We start from the raw sequence: 15,602 nt of genomic DNA, 5'->3' as shown, positions 1-15,602 counted from the left end.
ACCTCTAGTTCACTCTCTAGTTAGGTCTTTTTTACAGTCTAAGAATTTATAAAATTTGATACAATGATTTCTTCAAGTTTTATAAATTCTGGCTGCATGCAAAAGCTTCCTCTAATGATGGACTAGACAACCTCTTCGAGAGGGCTTCGATAGAAGCTTTTCTTACATATATTTTTGCAAAAACTCAGCTATACCTTCCTCATTGTTCGTTCCCGTCACGTAATCGGCAATACTTTTCACCTCATCAGGAGAATTCTCCATAGCTACTCCTATTCCTGCAGCCTTAAGCATCTCTATATCATTAAAATAGTTACCAAAAGCCATAACCTCTTCTTCTTGTATGTCAAGCTCCTGCATCACCTGAATTAGACCAAAGCCCTTGGTTGCTTTAGGATGAATGATATCAATGAATATATCCCCACTACGTAAAATGCTCCACTCTGGAAAAAGCTTTTGTAAATCGCTTAGAGCTTGATCCAGCTGCTGAGGCGTCCCAAATAAAGTACATTTCACAATTTGATCCTTAAGCTGAGAGCTATCTGAAACAATCTCAGGATGAACATTAAATAATACGTAAAGGTCCTCAGCCTCCTTTGTTTTACCTTCAATGTACATATCAAATGCCGTACTTAAATCAAACTGAATTTTTTTGGCTCGGCAATATTGAATAATGGGTAATAGCTCCAAAGCACTGTAACCAATTTCAAGGGAAACCTCGAGTGTATGAGGGTCATAAATAACAGCTCCATTATGCGCGATAATTGGTCCTTTTAAAGCTAGCGCCTCCACAAGATGTGTACAGGATCTAGGTCCTCTACCTGTTGCCAATACCACTCTTACTCCACTTTGCTGAGCTTTCTGAATCATCTCTGCTGTTTTTGGCATAACCTGATGCTCATCATTTAAAAGCGTTCCGTCTACATCTAAGGCAATAAGCTTAATACTCTTGTTCACTTGATGTCCTCCTATCCAATTTATCCTATCCATTATTTATTTTCTCTCTGTGATAAAAATCAGACTCATTCCATCTGTACCTTATTCATATTGTATAATAAAAAGATAGGATATACATTTCACATACTATTCAGAATTTAAATGTGATCTAAAAAAAGAAAGGATTGAGGTTAATACATGAGAAAGCCCTTAATTGGTTTAACAGCTTCATTTGAACAACCTAATCGAATTTTTATCACCAGACATTACTCAGATTGGATAGAACGTGTAGGTGGACTTCCTGTTATTGTTCCCTATACAAATGATGTACAGCAGTTAAAGGAATATACAACCTTATTAGACGGTTTGCTGCTTTCAGGAGGAGGAGATATAGATCCAACCCTTTTTCAAGAGGAACCTCATCCACAGCTAGGCTCTATTCTTCCAGAAAGGGATACTCTAGAGATTGTTTTAGCCCAAGAAATGCTTAGACTTGACCTTCCTATTTTAGCGATTTGTAGAGGAATTCAAATTCTGAATATAGCTGCTGGCGGAACTATGTACCAGGATCTTCAAGGTCAATATAATGGAGAGCTTATCCAACATCAGCAGAAGGCTCCGACCTCGCATGTCAGTCACACCGTTGACGTGTTACCTGAAAGTAAGCTTGCTGATTTACTACAGACAACACAGCTCAAGACAAACAGCTTTCATCACCAGGCTGTTAAAGACCCTGCTCCACATTTTAAAGCAACTGCTTATTCACGTGACGGAGTTATCGAGGCGATAGAAAGCGATGCTCATCAATTTGTTTTGGGTGTACAATGGCACCCAGAGTGTATGCCTAAAGAGCATGCTTCATCAGAACGAATTTTTACGCAGTTCGTTCAAGCTTGCTCTAGCAAAATCAGAGTGTAACAGATTAGAAAAAACAATGGTATTCTTCGAATTTTTAATTTCAGGCTAATACTATAATAAAAAAGCTGACGAGAGATAAGATTTTATCTCTACAGTCAGCTTTTTTCTTTGCTATTGATATGAGATCTATGTTTACGTCAGGGCGATGGTTGACGAAAACTTGCAGATGTACTTATGCACTATATACATCTATTAAAAATTCATCTATATAATAATTTGAACTTACCAATCGATTGCTGTTTGTGCTCTAACAAGTCCGCTTCCGAAATGGTTAGTAGAGCCTAAAGGCTGAGCAGAAACATTTAAAAGCTGTCTAAGCTGAACATTAGATAAATGCGGCTTGGCTTGCCATACCTGAGCGGCTACACCCGCTACATGTGGTGATGCCATAGATGTCCCGTTAAGAGTAGCATACCCGCTTGAGCCATACGTGCTATAAACACTTACTCCAGGAGCAGATATCTCTACAGCAGGACCAGTACTAGAGAAAGAAGCACGATTATTACTGCTGTCCGTTGCTGCAACCGCAATTACTGAGCTATATGCAGCCGGATAGCCAACATTATTTCCTGTTCCAGCAGAGTTTCCACTATTACCAGCAGCCGCTACAACCAAAATACCGCGATTGTAAGCTGTATTACACCAGTTTTCAAGAATGGTTGATGGGCTTGGTCCACCCAGACTCATATTAATAATTTTCATGTTGTTAAGTATAGACCATTCAATCCCTTGTGCTATTCCAGCATAAGAGCCTCCACCAGAGTTATTCAGCACTTTTACAGCGTAAAGGTTAGCGTTTGGAGCTGCACCAAGTACACCAATCGTATTATTTAGAGCAGCTACTGTACCTGCTACATGAGTACCGTGTCCATTTGAATCAACAAATGGATTATTGTTCGCTGAGTCTGTAAATACAGAATATCCACCAACAACATTTAAATCTGGATGATTTGCTTGAATCCCTGTATCAAGAACAGCTACTCGAACCCCACTGCCTGTGTAGCCATTCGATTGAGCAGTAGTTGATTGTACACGTGTGATTCCCCAAGGAACAGTTTGGTAAGCCTCAGCCTTATGATTTTCCTCAATCGCTTCAATTTGAGGGTCCTTCTTAAGTTCTTCAACCTGCCTATCTGTTAGAGTAAGATGCATGACCGGTAAAACCTGGAATTGGTGAAGAATGTCATCCTGCTGAACACCGACTGAACTTAGAAGCCCTACATCAAGTGAATCCTTAAATTGCACTAAATACTCTTGTTTGCTTTCTACCTCTGCAAAAGCGGACGGAACTACGACACTGAGCATCAACGCTAGTACAAAAAATAACTTGATAAAGCGATTCATTTAACTTCCTCCTTTTGTTTTTTGTGAAAATACGTAAAATATTTTCAATTTTTATTTTATCAGAAATATTCAAAAAGTAATATTGGGAAAAAGGAATGCTTTTTTTGGAGGTATTTGACTAGATTTAGGACAACGTTGTGCAAATTATCTAAAAACAAAATTTACACAACTTTACTCTTGTCTACTACTACGAATATAATAATTGGAAAAAGTTTGCATAGCCACTTCTCACTGAATGTATAAAATTGTATAATATAAGAAATATACGGAACGGATCTGTCCTCCTTAAGCTAAAGCATAAAATCGTATAGCTAATCTTTTTCACATGGAGGGTTTTCCATGATAGGCCAAAGAATATTTTTTTTCCGTAAATCAAAAGGAATGACACAAGAGCAGTTAGCCAAAGGCATCTGTTCTATTTCACATTTGAGTAAAATTGAAAATGGACATGAAGCTCCAAGTCAAGACATCATTACTCATCTCTGTCATCGATTAGGAATAAACATTGAAGACGTAGATTCAAAAGAAGAGCTAGAGCAGATCACTCAGCTGCTTGAGGAATGGTATGGCTTAATGGTAAATAAAGAGCGAAATGAGGCCAAAAATATCTACCCTAAGATTCAAGAGAAAATGGAACATGTCCAAGATCCTACTGTTCTACTAAGGTACAAGCTCTATTATATTCGTTTTTGCCTCATGAGAGCGGAATACGAAGAAGCTGAGGAAAAAGTAAAAGAGTTCAGCCAATACGAAAAAAGTGTAAGTAAGGAGCTCCTGTATCTATTTTATTTTTTACAAGGAATACTGACTTATAGTAAGGGAGAGTATTCTGAGTCCCTCACTTTTCTTAAAAAGGCAGAGGAAATTGCAGAGAAGTTAAGACTTATTGAAGCAGAGCTATACTATATGCTTGCATTAGCCCACATTCAGTTGCATGATATCACCTTTTCAATCAATTTTGCTAGTCAGGCTCTAGAGCTTTTTCAACAGAACTTTCAAATTAATCGTTGCTTGGAATGCGAGGTTTTAATCGGAATTAATAATTTAAGACTAAGGAATTATAACGTAGCAGAGAAGCATTTCCTCAGTGCTTTAAAGGTGGCCAAATCGTTAAAGTATACTGAGTTAATTTATATGAATTACCATAACTTAGGCTACTTACATCAAAAAATGAATAGCAGTAAAGCCATTCACTACTTTCATGAGTGCTTAAAATACTTTCACTCCAATGAAGATGAAATAGGTCTAAAAGAGGAAAAATATTGCCAAACTAGCTTTTCTTTGGCGAAGGAATATTATAACTTAAATGATTTTAAACAAATGCTAGAATGGGTTGAAAAAGGGGAGCATATGGCTTTTGTTCATGATCTTACGACCTATATCTTGCACTTCAAGGTGTTACGCTTCCGCATTGAAGAACAAGAGGATCCAATAAAAGAGTCCATTCTAAAGGATGAGGTTATTCCTTACTTTGTTGATAAAAAACTGTGGATTTATGTAGCCGATTACGCCCAAATGCTTGCAGATATTTACTATGCTAACCATAAATACAAAAGCGCTAGTCAATACTATCAACTAGTGATTCAAGCTAATCGAAACGTATTAAAGTTTTAGCATTATAATTAAAGCTAACCATACTCTCTAACGGACATACCTTTACCTTAGAAGAGCCTTTCATCATTTCTGAAGGATATACATGCACTAGAGTGCATACCGATTCAAAACCTATGAACATTTACTCTAAAGGTAGACTATGTCCGTTAGAATTTAATTCAATATAATGCAGCAGATCTAGATAATTAGGCTTTACAGCAAATCTACTCTACCAGTTCATTCATAACTACATTACAGCATACTTTATGGGGTAATACTGAATGGTACAGGAACATGTTCACAGTAACACGTTCCCCCTCCATCATTTAACGGATTCATAAAGGATATACTTAGGATAAAAATAAGAGCTGAAGCTACTAATCCTTTTTTCATAAACTTTTACTCCTCCTTTCTTTGAGCATTCTACTTACAAATTCATATTATGTACGATTTCTAATTAATATGTTGCTTATTTTATTTTTTGTTATTTCCCTCAAATTAGTCTGAAATCCTATCTCCTTCTAAGTTTAATGATGTTAGCACCTAAGCAGATCTTTAACAAATATATACTAGATCATAGATTATCAGTTTTGTAGAGACAAGCTTATTCTTATAAAACAGAAGCAACAGAGCTTACGATTCTAGCTCGGTTGCTTTTGATTTGCGATATCATTTTATCTCATTGTCTATCTTCTTCCGTAAGGTGGTGGTGGGCAGCAATGATCCACTGTGTGTTGACAATCCTCTGTGCTTTCAGACACCGGGTATTCGCAGAAATATTCGCATACATGATGACGTACATTTCTTACGTGTGTAGGATAAATGTTCTCAATAGGATAACGGATCACAGAATGTCTTTCTACTACCCTTGCTGGATGCACCACTCGACGTACTGGAGCTACAGTAGTTGGAGCTCCCTGAGGGAATGGCGCTCCTGCAACAGGGGCTTGAGCTTGAGCTTGAGGGAAGAACTGCTGCTGCGGTACTCCTTGACTAATGGGCGCCATAGGTGCAGGTGTAGGGCTTGGAGTACTCTGCTCTAGTCTGCTCGAATTTCTCTTCACATGTATTCCTCCTTTATCTTTCTTCCCTATACATGTATGACATTTAACCCATCTTTGTCCTAGACATTGGTCTAATTTGCAGCCAAACACCTAATAATTAGTCTTGAGTCTAGAGCTAAGCTTATCCCTTCTTCAACAGTTCAAGTTCTTCATTAGTCAACTCCCTGTAATGCCCTAGAAGAAGTTCTCCATCCAAATGAAGCGTACCCATGGCCATTCTCTTTAGATACGTTACTTTTTTGCCACGAGCTAAGAACATTCTTTTAACCTGATGAAACTTTCCTTCCATAATCGTCAGTTCGATTTCTGAGCGACTATCTGATCGAAGAATGTTAAGCTCTGCTGGCATCGTTTTATATCCATCATCAAGTGTAACACCATCCGCAAAAGCAAGCTTATCCTCCTCCGTTACGGTCCCTTCTATATGCGCAAAATAGAGCTTAGGTATATGTTTTTTGGGGGAAAGCAGTTGATGAGCTAGCTGACCATCATTAGTTAGTAACAGTAGCCCCTCCGTATCTTTATCAAGCCTCCCAACCGGGAACACAGAAAATGCTTTATCTCTCCCCTGTAATAGATCAATGACTGTCCTCTCACGTGTATCCTCAGTGGCGGATATAACTCCCTGTGGCTTATGTAGCATAAAGTATACATGCTCTTTATATTCAATAAGCTCCCCAGCATATTCCACACGGTCCGTCTCGACCTGAACATGCTGCTTAACATCCTTAATCACCACTCCGTTCACCGTAACTTGTCCAGCCCTGACGATGTCTTTAATTTCTTTCCTGCTCCCATACCCCATATTCGCTAATAGCTTGTCAATTCTCACCGTCTTCCACTCTCCCTGTATCCATTACGTTAACCAGCGCCAGCCTGGTGGGTAGGCATTCTTAAGAATATCCTGTACCTGCTTAGCCCAGCCTAAAGGAAATCCTGCAACGGTAACTAATGTCCAGCCCTTCTCTCCCTGTCTGAAGATAGTCTCCCCTTTTAAATACCGATAAAGATCCTCATCATCAGCAGAGAAATGTACAGCACGTTTAACGTCCGTTTCTTCTAGCCCCAAAGCTAACGGTTGACTCGGCTCAAAGCGATTTTTCTTCACTTCACCAAGGTACCAGCCAGATTTAATGACCTTTAAGCGATGTAGTAAAGGTAGCCCTTTAGGTTTAATGTAAATGTGTCCCTTGATTGAAATCATATCTCCATCTTGAATATCCAAAAATCGTCTGGTTAAAGCCTGCTCCTCAAACTCAGCTACCAGCCTTTTCTCCTCTTTGGTTAAAGTAAAATTCCCCGTTTTTTCAAGCTTTGATTTCCCTGCTTTTTCATCCGCTTCATTTGAAGGTAATCCTTCTTTAGCTACATAACTCTCGTTTCTTCTCATTAAAGCCAAGTAATGCCCTTCTCCTTCAATCCGATGTGGCCATAGTCTCACTGTGTGCTCCAAAGGATAATCCTGACCTATCGAGCCTGTCCATTCCCTTTTTCCTCTATCAAACCCGGGTATATCCACAATCGGCTCTAACTCAAACTGAGGGTATTTTCTCAAAAAGGATGTGATTTGCTGCTCATTTTCCTCTGGTGCGAACGTACATGTGGAGTATAGGATCACCCCTCCTGGTCGTACCATTAATGCCGCTTCATCTAAAATATCCCTCTGCATTAAGGCATACTGTTCTATCGTGCCTTTTTCCCAGTCTTTTATCATTTCCGGATTTTTACGAAACATCCCTTCTCCTGAGCAAGGAGCGTCAATTAATACACAATCAAAAAACTGTGGAAACGTCTGTGCTAGTTTTTCAGGCGTTGTATTCGTTATCAGTCCGTTTCTAATTCCAGAAAGATCTATATTTTTCATTAATGCCTTCACTCTCTCAGCATTAATGTCATTGCTGACTAACAGTCCTGAACCGCCTAGCTTAGCAGCGACCTGAGTTGACTTTCCTCCTGGAGCAGCACACATATCTAACACCCTATCTCCAGGTTTTACTGGTATAACTGCTCCTGGAGCCATAGCACTAGGCTCTTGAATATAGTACAAGCCTGCTTGATAAAAAGGATGCTTGGCAGGTCTGTCCTCCTCGTTATAATAAAAGCCTTCGTTTACCCAATCTACAGGTGAAAGCTTTAAAGGTAGCTTATCAAGTGCTTCCGTCACGCTCCATTTCAATGTATTAACCCTTAACCCATAGTATCTAGGCTTGCTGTACGAAGCCAAAAAGTCTGCGTACTCTTCTTGAAGCAGCTCTTGCATTTTAGCTGCAAACGACTCTGGTAATAGCATCAATCTCTCCCTTTACATTTTGCTAAACTTAAATAACTATTCTTTCTTACAGTCTAAGAATTTATAAAATTTGATACAATGATTTCTTCAAGTTTGATAAATTCTGGCTGCATGTAAAAGCTTCCTCTAATGATGGACTAGACAACCTCTTCGAGAGGGCTTCGATAGAAGCTTTTCTTACATTTTTCTGTACTTCTTGCATTATACCTATTTCAGCAGATGAAAAAAAGACTGAACCATAAATGATCCAATCCCCTTTACTTTTACATAACCTAGATAAATCCGACTATTACCTATATTGATCCTCTAGATGAAAGTGATATTCGTCAACCACTTCATCCTGATACTGCATCGTAATGGCAAACGTATGATAATCCGTCTCTTTATCCAATTCTTCAATCATATGATAAGCGACCTGCTCTCGAAAGCGACGATTACGTGGCTCTATAAAATCAACAACAGCTGTTGGCTCTTCCCCACCTAAATCGATTGTAGCTTGACCTATTTTCATTCCATCCTGCTCATATAGCTCAAACGTCAAACTATCTCCATCATCCCTCACACATTCAACTTGGAGCGGGATCCTTTCCTCCTCATGAACATCCATATAAAGTTCATCTTCATCCACAAAACTACTCTCTCCACTTAAGAACCCCTCATCCTCTTCTTCCTCATCTTCAAAATCAAATAAGTCTTCATGACTAAGCTCAAATACAGCAAGCTCTTCATCCTCATAAAACATAGTGAAGGTAAACGTATCAATAAAATCAGAGTCAAAATCAGCAACTAAAATATGAGCTACCTCATCCAGGTCATCCTCAGAAGGCTCAGTTTGCCAAAAAACATCCCCAATAACATCGCCTCTATCAATATGGATTAGAGCTTCAGCAAGCAGCTGCTGTCTTTGATCTAAAAGCTGATACTCGACTTGACTCCTGCTTTCTCCTACGATAGAAAGCTGAATTTCTGAATCCTCTTCCGTATCATGTTCGAGAGAACCATCATCAATATCAGCTTCAATTAGTCTATCTAGAGAGTCTGAATCCTCCGTAGATATGATGTGGTCATAGTGGGAATAGGTTACGGAAACGAAACACTCTGGAGCTCCTAATGCGTCAATCATACTCTCCATGTACTGATGAAGAAATAGATCAATTTCTTCCTTTTCATCCGCATGGAGCATCTGTTCATCCAATTGAATACTCCCCCATAAGCGATCCTCTTCCCTATATAGTAAGGTTAGTGAGCCAACATATTGCTGGTCCAGCATGATACTTGCTGCTTCACCACTTGAAGTAACTAATTCTGGACGTATTTCGATCTGTCCCATTCTCCATCCTCCTTCAATCGTAGAATTGTAATATTCCTTTTTTACTTTCACTTTCGGACTAAAAAGATTGATCTTTTCAAGTATGAGCATTTGACATGGTTTTCATGTAATTCAAATAAAGAAATTTCATTTCGCGTGATCTTTGCAAATCTATATGTCAGATTATCTTACAATCAAACAGGAGATTATTTACCGAGCATGTTATATTTATGAGATAAGAATGTTTGAATCACTGAAAAATTCAGTTTATCACTACAACCATATACAACATTACAACAACGTTGGAGGGATAGGTTTATGTCCACATACAAGGAAAAGAAGGTTATCACGATTGGAATTGTCAGTGAGCTAACAGGTTTATCAGAAAGGCGGATACGGTATTATGAAGAAAGGAAGCTTATCTTTCCTGATCGTTCAAAGGGAGGCACAAGAAAGTATTCCTTTACTGACATTGAAAAGCTAATGAATATCGCTAATCATATGGAAGATGGACTACAAACGTATGAAATAAGAAAAATTCAAGAAAAGGAAGAAAAAGAAGTGCGTGACCAAATGATACGAGGTCAGCTAAATGCTCATTTCAACATGAGAAAATAACGTTTTACTTAGATACAATAAGTGTTGAGGGAATATTCTATCAATTTCTATGTAAGCTTTCCTGACAAACGAATAGATTTACTAACATTGTCTATGATTAACTTAATCTATCCTCTTGTTAAATAAATTGACAGGTATTGAAGGGAGAGAGTTATTCATGGACTTATTATTTTTAATGAACAGCTTATGGGTTGTCCTAGCTGCCATACTGGTTATTCTTATGCAAGGAGGGTTTATCCTTTTAGAAGCAGGGTCAACTCGAATGAAAAACGCAGGACATATCGCAGGTAAAACGATCTTTACCTTTGGTATTGCGTCAATCGTTTTCTGGGCGATAGGCTATGGCTTTATTTTCGGCTCAGGAAATTTGTTTATTGGTTTGTCTGACTTTTTTTATAGTGGCTATGAGATTGAAGGAGTCGGGCTTTCAACGCCAGTCTTTTTCCTCTTCCAAACGGCCTTTGCTACTATCTCATTGACCATTGCTTTTGGTGGTTTTGCTGAACGCGCCAAACTTTCAGCTTATGTTGTCTTCGCTTTATTATTTTCAGCGTTAGTTTATCCTATTGTAGCTCACTGGATTTGGGGAGATGGATGGTTAGCTAATCTTGAGAAGCAGGATTTTGCTGGTTCAACAGTTGTTCATTTAACTGGTGCTATGGCTGCTTTAGCTGCCACTTTAATTTTGAAGCCTCGCTTAGGGAAATACAACAAGGATGGTTCACCTAATGCCTTACTAGGTCATAACCAGGTATACACCACACTAGGTGTGCTTGTCCTTTGGGTTGGCTGGTTCGGCTTTAATGCTGGTAGTACGACAGCTGTAGATGATGGCTTCTTCGGCTTCGTTGCATTAAACACGAATTTAGCTGCTGCTGCAGGAGCTGTAGCTGCATTAATCATATCGTGGATCGCTTTAGGTAAATCAGATGTTCCCACTATACTAAACGGCGCTTTAGCAGGTCTTGTTGCTATTACTGCATCCTGTGCCTTTGTAGCCCCTTGGGCAGCACTTGTCATTGGTCTCGTTGGTGGAGTTCTTGTATTCTATAGCATGAAGCTGCTAGATAAGCTAAATATTGACGATCCGATCTTTGCCATTTCTGTTCATGGTATTGCTGGAATTTGGGGTACATTATCAACTGGCTTTTTCGCTACACCTGAGCTTGCCGCATTAAATGGAGGATTAGCTGGACTATTTTATGGTGGAGGTTTGACTCAGCTTGGTGTTCAAGCATTAGGTGTTGTGACAGCAGGTGGTTATGCTTTCTTAGTATCTTTCATTATTCTTTCAATCATGAAGGGAGCTATGAAAGGGCTTCGTGTTACGGAGGAGGAAGAGATTGCAGGACTTGACTTCAGTGAACACGGGACATATGGATACCCTGAGCAAATGGAAGCACAGTCTTCAACAACAACTCCTTCAACCTAAATGATTTTTCTGAAGCATACGAATTCTTGAGCTCAGGTGACCTATTGAACCGGATAATAAGGAGGGTGTAGAAATGAGAGATTTCATACCCAAAGTAGATTCTCAAAGCTATACTGCTTTAAGAAGTAAGCGTGAGGAGCTATTAAGCTCAGTAAGTCTTAATCATGATACACTACAATCCTTTCATAATGAACTAATAGGCAAAGCCTTGAGCATAGCTATACAAACTGTGGAGAAGGAGTCGGGTCCCCCCCCTGCTCCTTTTACCTTTTTTCAGATGGGCAGTGCCGGAAGACAGGAACAGGGTGTCGTTAGTGATCAGGATCATGGTTTATTTTTTGAAGGAGAAGGTAAGATTCATCAAGAGTATTTTCTAGCTCTTGGAGCAGAAATTTCGAACGCGATGGACGAGGTTGGCTATGATATATGTGATGGTAAAATTATGGCCAATCATCCAACATGGTGCTTGTCCCAAGAGGATTGGAAAAAGCAGCTCGAAACATGGCTGGAAGAACGAGATTGGGCATCCCTACGACATTTGCTTATTTTTTTTGATAGCTACCCTATTCAAAGCTTAACTGCTGACAAATCATCTGAAAACCCTATAATGCCTTTAAAAGAAATGATTCTTGAAAGGATACAGAATGATGCACCCCTTTTTGAAAGACTAATTCAGAATACAAGACGGATTAAAAAATACATCAGTCCCTTAGGTCAATTTTATACAGAAACACATGGACCACATTATCGTTCTTTAAATATAAAGCATGCGATTCTTTTCCCTTTTGTTCATTCCGTGCGTCTGCTAGCTATGAAGGAGCATATTATTCATGTTACCTCGACAAAGGAACGCTTAGAGGAACTCATGGAGCTTTCTGAACTCTATGCGACAGTCTTATCCCCTTTCTACGAGACGTATATAGAATGGCTAAAATGGAGAGCTGAGTGGCAGCTTGCCCATTATCCTATGGATTACGACAGCAGTCATTATATACCGATAGATCAGCTTTCCTCTAATCAAAGAAAATGTCTAAAAAAAGTGGTAAAAAGTGCCTACAGCCTTACCAAAGAAACATCTAAGATTCTAGCAAAAGGAGAAGCATAAGATGAAGATCAATCAGGTCGTACAAATGATGAAACAATGGTCAACTAAGTTACCTATGTTTCTTACCTCAGTCCCTGACCAAATGAGAGCAGAGCACTTATCCTATGTTAGACAGCTCAAAAAAGAACTGAGCAAGGATTACTTTCAGCTTCCCTTACAGGAATTAAAAGTAGTCGTCTTTGATTTTGAAACATCTGGTTTTTTTCCTGATCAGGGAGATCAGATTCTTTCTATAGGAGCCATCAAGGTGGAGGGAACTACATTATCAGCAGAGTCATTTTATAGCTGTGTGTTTACTGAGGAGTTGCCTTCAGCAGAAATTCTAGACTTGACAGGACTTTCTCCTGCGGAGCTTCAAGCTGCCCCTGCTATTGATGACATATTGCCAAAATTCTTCTCCTTTTGTGAGCAATCTATGCTGGTTGCCCATCATGCCCAACATGAAAGAGCATTTCTGCAGCAAGCTACACAGAAGCTTTACCAGCTTCCCTTTCAGCAGCGGATTGTAGATACATCTTTACTTATGAAGCTATTCCAAACGTGGAAAACCCCTCCGACTTTAGATTTTTGCTGTGAAGCCTTTGGAGTTCCTATCACCCACAGACATCATGCATTTGAGGATGCTGTAGCTACAGCAAAGCTATGGATCGCTTATTTAGAGGAGTTTAAAAAGAGGAACTTCGAAACTCTTCAGGATGTTTATTCGGAAATAGCCAAAAAATAAAGGTCTTGAAGTGAGCTTATGCTACTCAAGACCTTTACTGCTTTAACTTTTTACGCCTGCCGATCTGCAGGGTCTTAACCCATGGAATTCGATACGTTAGACCAAAATACACAGCCACGCCTAGCAATACAAGAACGATTAGTTCAAGCATTTTCAAAAATAAATGGTCTGGTAAAAATCGATCGCTAAATTGATTGCCTGCATATACAGCTAGTCCCATGATTAAGGCTGCTAGGGATATTGCTCCTAAACCAGTTAGCACCCTTTTGTATGATAGCGTATACGTTCGCAGAATACCCCATAAATTTCCTAGTAATCCAATTGTAAAGGCTATCGTCGTGGCATGAATTGCCCCAACCTCAGCATTGTAAGGTAGTAAAAGAAGCATCCCTAGCCCTTTAAGCAAGAGGGCAACAATAAGCCAACTCATACTCCATTTCATCTTCCCTATAGCCTGTAAAATAGAAGCTGTTAAAGTATACAACCCTAATGCAATGATCGTAGGGGTGTAAGCCTCAAGCATAGTCACTCCTAGTGCATCACTGTAGAGGGTCGTATAAATAGGCTCAGCTAAGACATAAATCCCTACACTTGCTGGAAGTAAAATGTAGCATAGAAGCAGCATACTTTGCTCTGTTTGCTTCGTAATATACTCCTTATCCCCTTGCACATATTGCTTTGCAAGTGAAGGCAGGATAGATAAGGAAAATGCTGTTGCAATGGATACAGGAACCATAATGAGCTTCTGAGCTGTACTACTCAAGATTCCAAACCAATTAACAACTACTTCTCTAGAGTATCCTAGGTCGTATAAAATCGGCTTGTACATGACTAAATCAATAAAGGCCATCAAAGGAATGGCTAAGGACACAAACGAAATAGGAAGAGCATAGCGAATCAAGTCACGATATTCTACGAGCAATGGCTGATCTTCAATGGAAGGTGAAGCTAGGACCTTTTTATGGATGCCCTCTCTCCTTTTATACCAATAGATTAACAGTGTTACTAATGCTGCAATGGCTCCTAAGAGCGTCCCCAAAGAGGCCAAAGCCACTGTATTCACGATCGTATAATTAGCTTGAACAAAGAGATACGCCATTAAGACCATAAATACGACTCTTACAAGCTGTTCAATGACCTGAGATACACCAGTTGGCCCCATTGACTGCCAGCCCTGAAAATAACCCCTTAAGACGGCCATCGCAGGTACCACAAGCAGGGCTGATGCTGAAGCCCGTATGATCCAGGTAGACTCTGGAGATTGTAGCCACTTAGCAAATAAAGGTGAGCCCCAAAACACTAAGAGATACATGACCACACCTAACCCCAATAACAAATAAAAGGATCTCTTTAAGAGCCTTTTACCTTTTCTATATTCACCTAACTGGTTATGAGTGGCTACATATTTAGAAACGGCCAGGGGAATCCCTAATGTAGTTAAACTTAAGAGTACGGTGTATGGCGTATACCCGTGATTTAGTAGAGTTAACCCCTCTAAACCAATGAGATGCTCTAAAGGAACTACATAAATAAACCCTAGTATTTTTGAAGCAAGAACGGCAAGAGTAAGAATCATCGTTCCTCTCACAACTGTATGTATAGGCTCATTTTTGGCCGTCATAGCACTATCCTTTCTTCGCAAAAAACTCCCAATATCTATTGGGAGTTTTCGTTTCATTACTCAAATTTAAGTGCGTCACCGTCAAAAGATTCTTCAGCAACCTTGATTGAATCTGTTGGACAGCCATCTTTAGCATCCTCTAGATCATCAAGTAATACGTCTGGAATTTCAACAGTTCCTGAGTTTTCATCAATAATGTTTTCAGCTAAGCCCTCATCATCATAATCAAAGATGTCAGGAGCTGCTGCTCCACATGCTCCACATGCGATACAAGTGTCTTTGTCAACAATCGTGTATTTAGCCACTATAACCCCTCCTACTTTTACAGGATGAATCGATATAAGTTGCTGGGCTATTACATCATACCCGATTGTGAGTGATTTAAAACAAACCCAACGAAGACTTATACGAATCCATATGTTTTTGTATGTTTAGTGCAATGTTTTTCACAACCTATTGTAGTCCATTTTGCTCTATATAGCAAATATTTTATGAAACGCTTTCCCTGAAAGTGTGTGATTGATTTCATTTCTTATTATTTTTTTGTATGATAAATATTGAAGCTCGAAAAGATAAAATAGAGTTAATAAAGATATCTTTTAAAGCCAAAGCTATGATTTCTGGATGAAGAAGGATTCTAAGTAAAGAAAG

General features: G+C 39.2%; 15 protein-coding genes. 6 read left to right on the top strand and 9 right to left on the bottom strand.

Annotated elements, in window-relative coordinates:
- Window positions 1–162: 162 nt before the first annotated feature.
- Window positions 163–954, bottom strand: coding sequence for a Cof-type HAD-IIB family hydrolase (locus J2S11_RS06505; protein WP_307392518.1), 792 nt, complete (start codon window positions 952–954; stop codon window positions 163–165).
- A gap of 177 nt (window positions 955–1,131) precedes the next feature.
- On the opposite strand from J2S11_RS06505, the gene J2S11_RS06500 reads away from it, so the two are divergent.
- The gene (locus J2S11_RS06500) at window positions 1,132–1,851 is read left to right on the top strand and encodes a gamma-glutamyl-gamma-aminobutyrate hydrolase family protein (RefSeq protein ID WP_307392516.1); all 720 of its coding nucleotides are present in this window, start codon (window positions 1,132–1,134) and stop codon (window positions 1,849–1,851) included.
- 222 nt (window positions 1,852–2,073) lie between these two features.
- Here J2S11_RS06500 and J2S11_RS06495 read toward each other — a convergent pair whose 3' ends face one another.
- The gene (locus J2S11_RS06495; RefSeq protein WP_307392515.1) at window positions 2,074–3,195 is read right to left on the bottom strand and encodes a S8 family peptidase; all 1,122 of its coding nucleotides are present in this window, start codon (window positions 3,193–3,195) and stop codon (window positions 2,074–2,076) included.
- A gap of 339 nt (window positions 3,196–3,534) precedes the next feature.
- On the opposite strand from J2S11_RS06495, the gene J2S11_RS06490 reads away from it, so the two are divergent.
- Entirely contained in the window at window positions 3,535–4,809 is a 1,275-nt protein-coding gene (locus J2S11_RS06490; RefSeq protein WP_307392513.1) for a helix-turn-helix transcriptional regulator, read from the top strand.
- A gap of 243 nt (window positions 4,810–5,052) precedes the next feature.
- Here the strand turns inward: J2S11_RS06490 and J2S11_RS06485 are convergent, their stop codons facing one another.
- The 5 genes from J2S11_RS06485 to J2S11_RS06465 form a co-directional block, all read right to left on the bottom strand.
- The gene (locus J2S11_RS06485) at window positions 5,053–5,181 is read right to left on the bottom strand and encodes a hypothetical protein (RefSeq protein ID WP_307392511.1); all 129 of its coding nucleotides are present in this window, start codon (window positions 5,179–5,181) and stop codon (window positions 5,053–5,055) included.
- Window positions 5,182–5,474: 293 nt separating this feature from the next.
- Window positions 5,475–5,852, bottom strand: a complete 378-nt coding sequence (locus J2S11_RS06480; RefSeq protein ID WP_307392509.1) for a CotD family spore coat protein — start codon at window positions 5,850–5,852, stop codon at window positions 5,475–5,477.
- Between the two features lie 121 nt (window positions 5,853–5,973).
- A complete protein-coding gene (locus tag J2S11_RS06475; RefSeq protein ID WP_307392507.1) occupies window positions 5,974–6,684 on the bottom strand; it encodes a pseudouridine synthase in 711 nt (236 codons plus the stop codon).
- A 24-nt stretch (window positions 6,685–6,708) separates the two neighbouring features.
- Window positions 6,709–8,142, bottom strand: a complete 1,434-nt coding sequence (locus J2S11_RS06470) for an RsmB/NOP family class I SAM-dependent RNA methyltransferase (protein ID WP_307392505.1) — start codon at window positions 8,140–8,142, stop codon at window positions 6,709–6,711.
- A 289-nt stretch (window positions 8,143–8,431) separates the two neighbouring features.
- Window positions 8,432–9,472 carry a hypothetical protein gene (locus tag J2S11_RS06465; RefSeq protein ID WP_307392503.1) on the bottom strand — a complete coding sequence of 347 codons (1,041 nt, stop codon included), beginning with the start codon at window positions 9,470–9,472 and terminating at the stop codon, window positions 8,432–8,434.
- 297 nt (window positions 9,473–9,769) lie between these two features.
- On the opposite strand from J2S11_RS06465, the gene J2S11_RS06460 reads away from it, so the two are divergent.
- The 4 genes from J2S11_RS06460 (at window position 9,770) to J2S11_RS06445 (ending at window position 13,330) form a co-directional block, all read left to right on the top strand.
- Window positions 9,770–10,069, top strand: a complete 300-nt coding sequence (locus J2S11_RS06460) for a MerR family transcriptional regulator (protein ID WP_307392501.1) — start codon at window positions 9,770–9,772, stop codon at window positions 10,067–10,069.
- Window positions 10,070–10,226: 157 nt separating this feature from the next.
- Window positions 10,227–11,501 carry an ammonium transporter gene (locus J2S11_RS06455; protein ID WP_307392499.1) on the top strand — a complete coding sequence of 425 codons (1,275 nt, stop codon included), beginning with the start codon at window positions 10,227–10,229 and terminating at the stop codon, window positions 11,499–11,501.
- Window positions 11,502–11,574: 73 nt separating this feature from the next.
- A complete protein-coding gene (locus tag J2S11_RS06450; protein WP_307392494.1) occupies window positions 11,575–12,606 on the top strand; it encodes a DUF294 nucleotidyltransferase-like domain-containing protein in 1,032 nt (343 codons plus the stop codon).
- 1 nt (window position 12,607) lies between these two features.
- Window positions 12,608–13,330 (top strand): exonuclease domain-containing protein, encoded by a 723-nt coding sequence (locus J2S11_RS06445; RefSeq protein ID WP_307392492.1) that lies wholly within the window; start codon window positions 12,608–12,610, stop codon window positions 13,328–13,330.
- Window positions 13,331–13,364: 34 nt separating this feature from the next.
- Here J2S11_RS06445 and J2S11_RS06440 read toward each other — a convergent pair whose 3' ends face one another.
- A complete protein-coding gene (locus J2S11_RS06440) occupies window positions 13,365–14,951 on the bottom strand; it encodes a putative polysaccharide biosynthesis protein (protein WP_307392490.1) in 1,587 nt (528 codons plus the stop codon).
- Between the two features lie 56 nt (window positions 14,952–15,007).
- Complete coding sequence (locus J2S11_RS06435) at window positions 15,008–15,256, bottom strand: ferredoxin (RefSeq protein WP_307392489.1); 249 nt, start codon at window positions 15,254–15,256, stop codon at window positions 15,008–15,010.
- Window positions 15,257–15,602 lie beyond the last annotated feature (346 nt).

Source organism: Bacillus horti (assembly GCF_030813115.1).
In the GTDB taxonomy this organism is placed as follows: Bacteria; Bacillota; Bacilli; order Caldalkalibacillales; family JCM-10596; genus Bacillus_CH; species Bacillus_CH horti.
The sequence above is the reverse complement of the archived record's forward strand: the minus strand, read 5'-3'. Positions and strand labels throughout refer to the sequence as shown.

Excerpts from the sequence above, each read along its gene's own strand:
- J2S11_RS06460 (WP_307392501.1), top strand. The coding sequence starts at position 9,770 with ATGTCCACATACAAGGAAAAGAAGGTTATCACGATTGGAATTGTCAGT.
- J2S11_RS06470 (WP_307392505.1), bottom strand. The coding sequence starts at position 8,142 with ATGCTATTACCAGAGTCGTTTGCAGCTAAAATGCAAGAGCTGCTTCAA.
- J2S11_RS06495 (WP_307392515.1), bottom strand. The coding sequence starts at position 3,195 with ATGAATCGCTTTATCAAGTTATTTTTTGTACTAGCGTTGATGCTCAGT.
- J2S11_RS06490 (WP_307392513.1), top strand. The coding sequence starts at position 3,535 with ATGATAGGCCAAAGAATATTTTTTTTCCGTAAATCAAAAGGAATGACA.
- J2S11_RS06450 (WP_307392494.1), top strand. The coding sequence starts at position 11,575 with ATGAGAGATTTCATACCCAAAGTAGATTCTCAAAGCTATACTGCTTTA.
- J2S11_RS06455 (WP_307392499.1), top strand. The coding sequence starts at position 10,227 with ATGGACTTATTATTTTTAATGAACAGCTTATGGGTTGTCCTAGCTGCC.
- J2S11_RS06485 (WP_307392511.1), bottom strand. The coding sequence starts at position 5,181 with ATGAAAAAAGGATTAGTAGCTTCAGCTCTTATTTTTATCCTAAGTATA.
- J2S11_RS06440 (WP_307392490.1), bottom strand. The coding sequence starts at position 14,951 with ATGACGGCCAAAAATGAGCCTATACATACAGTTGTGAGAGGAACGATG.
- J2S11_RS06465 (WP_307392503.1), bottom strand. The coding sequence starts at position 9,472 with ATGGGACAGATCGAAATACGTCCAGAATTAGTTACTTCAAGTGGTGAA.
- J2S11_RS06500 (WP_307392516.1), top strand. The coding sequence starts at position 1,132 with ATGAGAAAGCCCTTAATTGGTTTAACAGCTTCATTTGAACAACCTAAT.
- J2S11_RS06445 (WP_307392492.1), top strand. The coding sequence starts at position 12,608 with ATGAAGATCAATCAGGTCGTACAAATGATGAAACAATGGTCAACTAAG.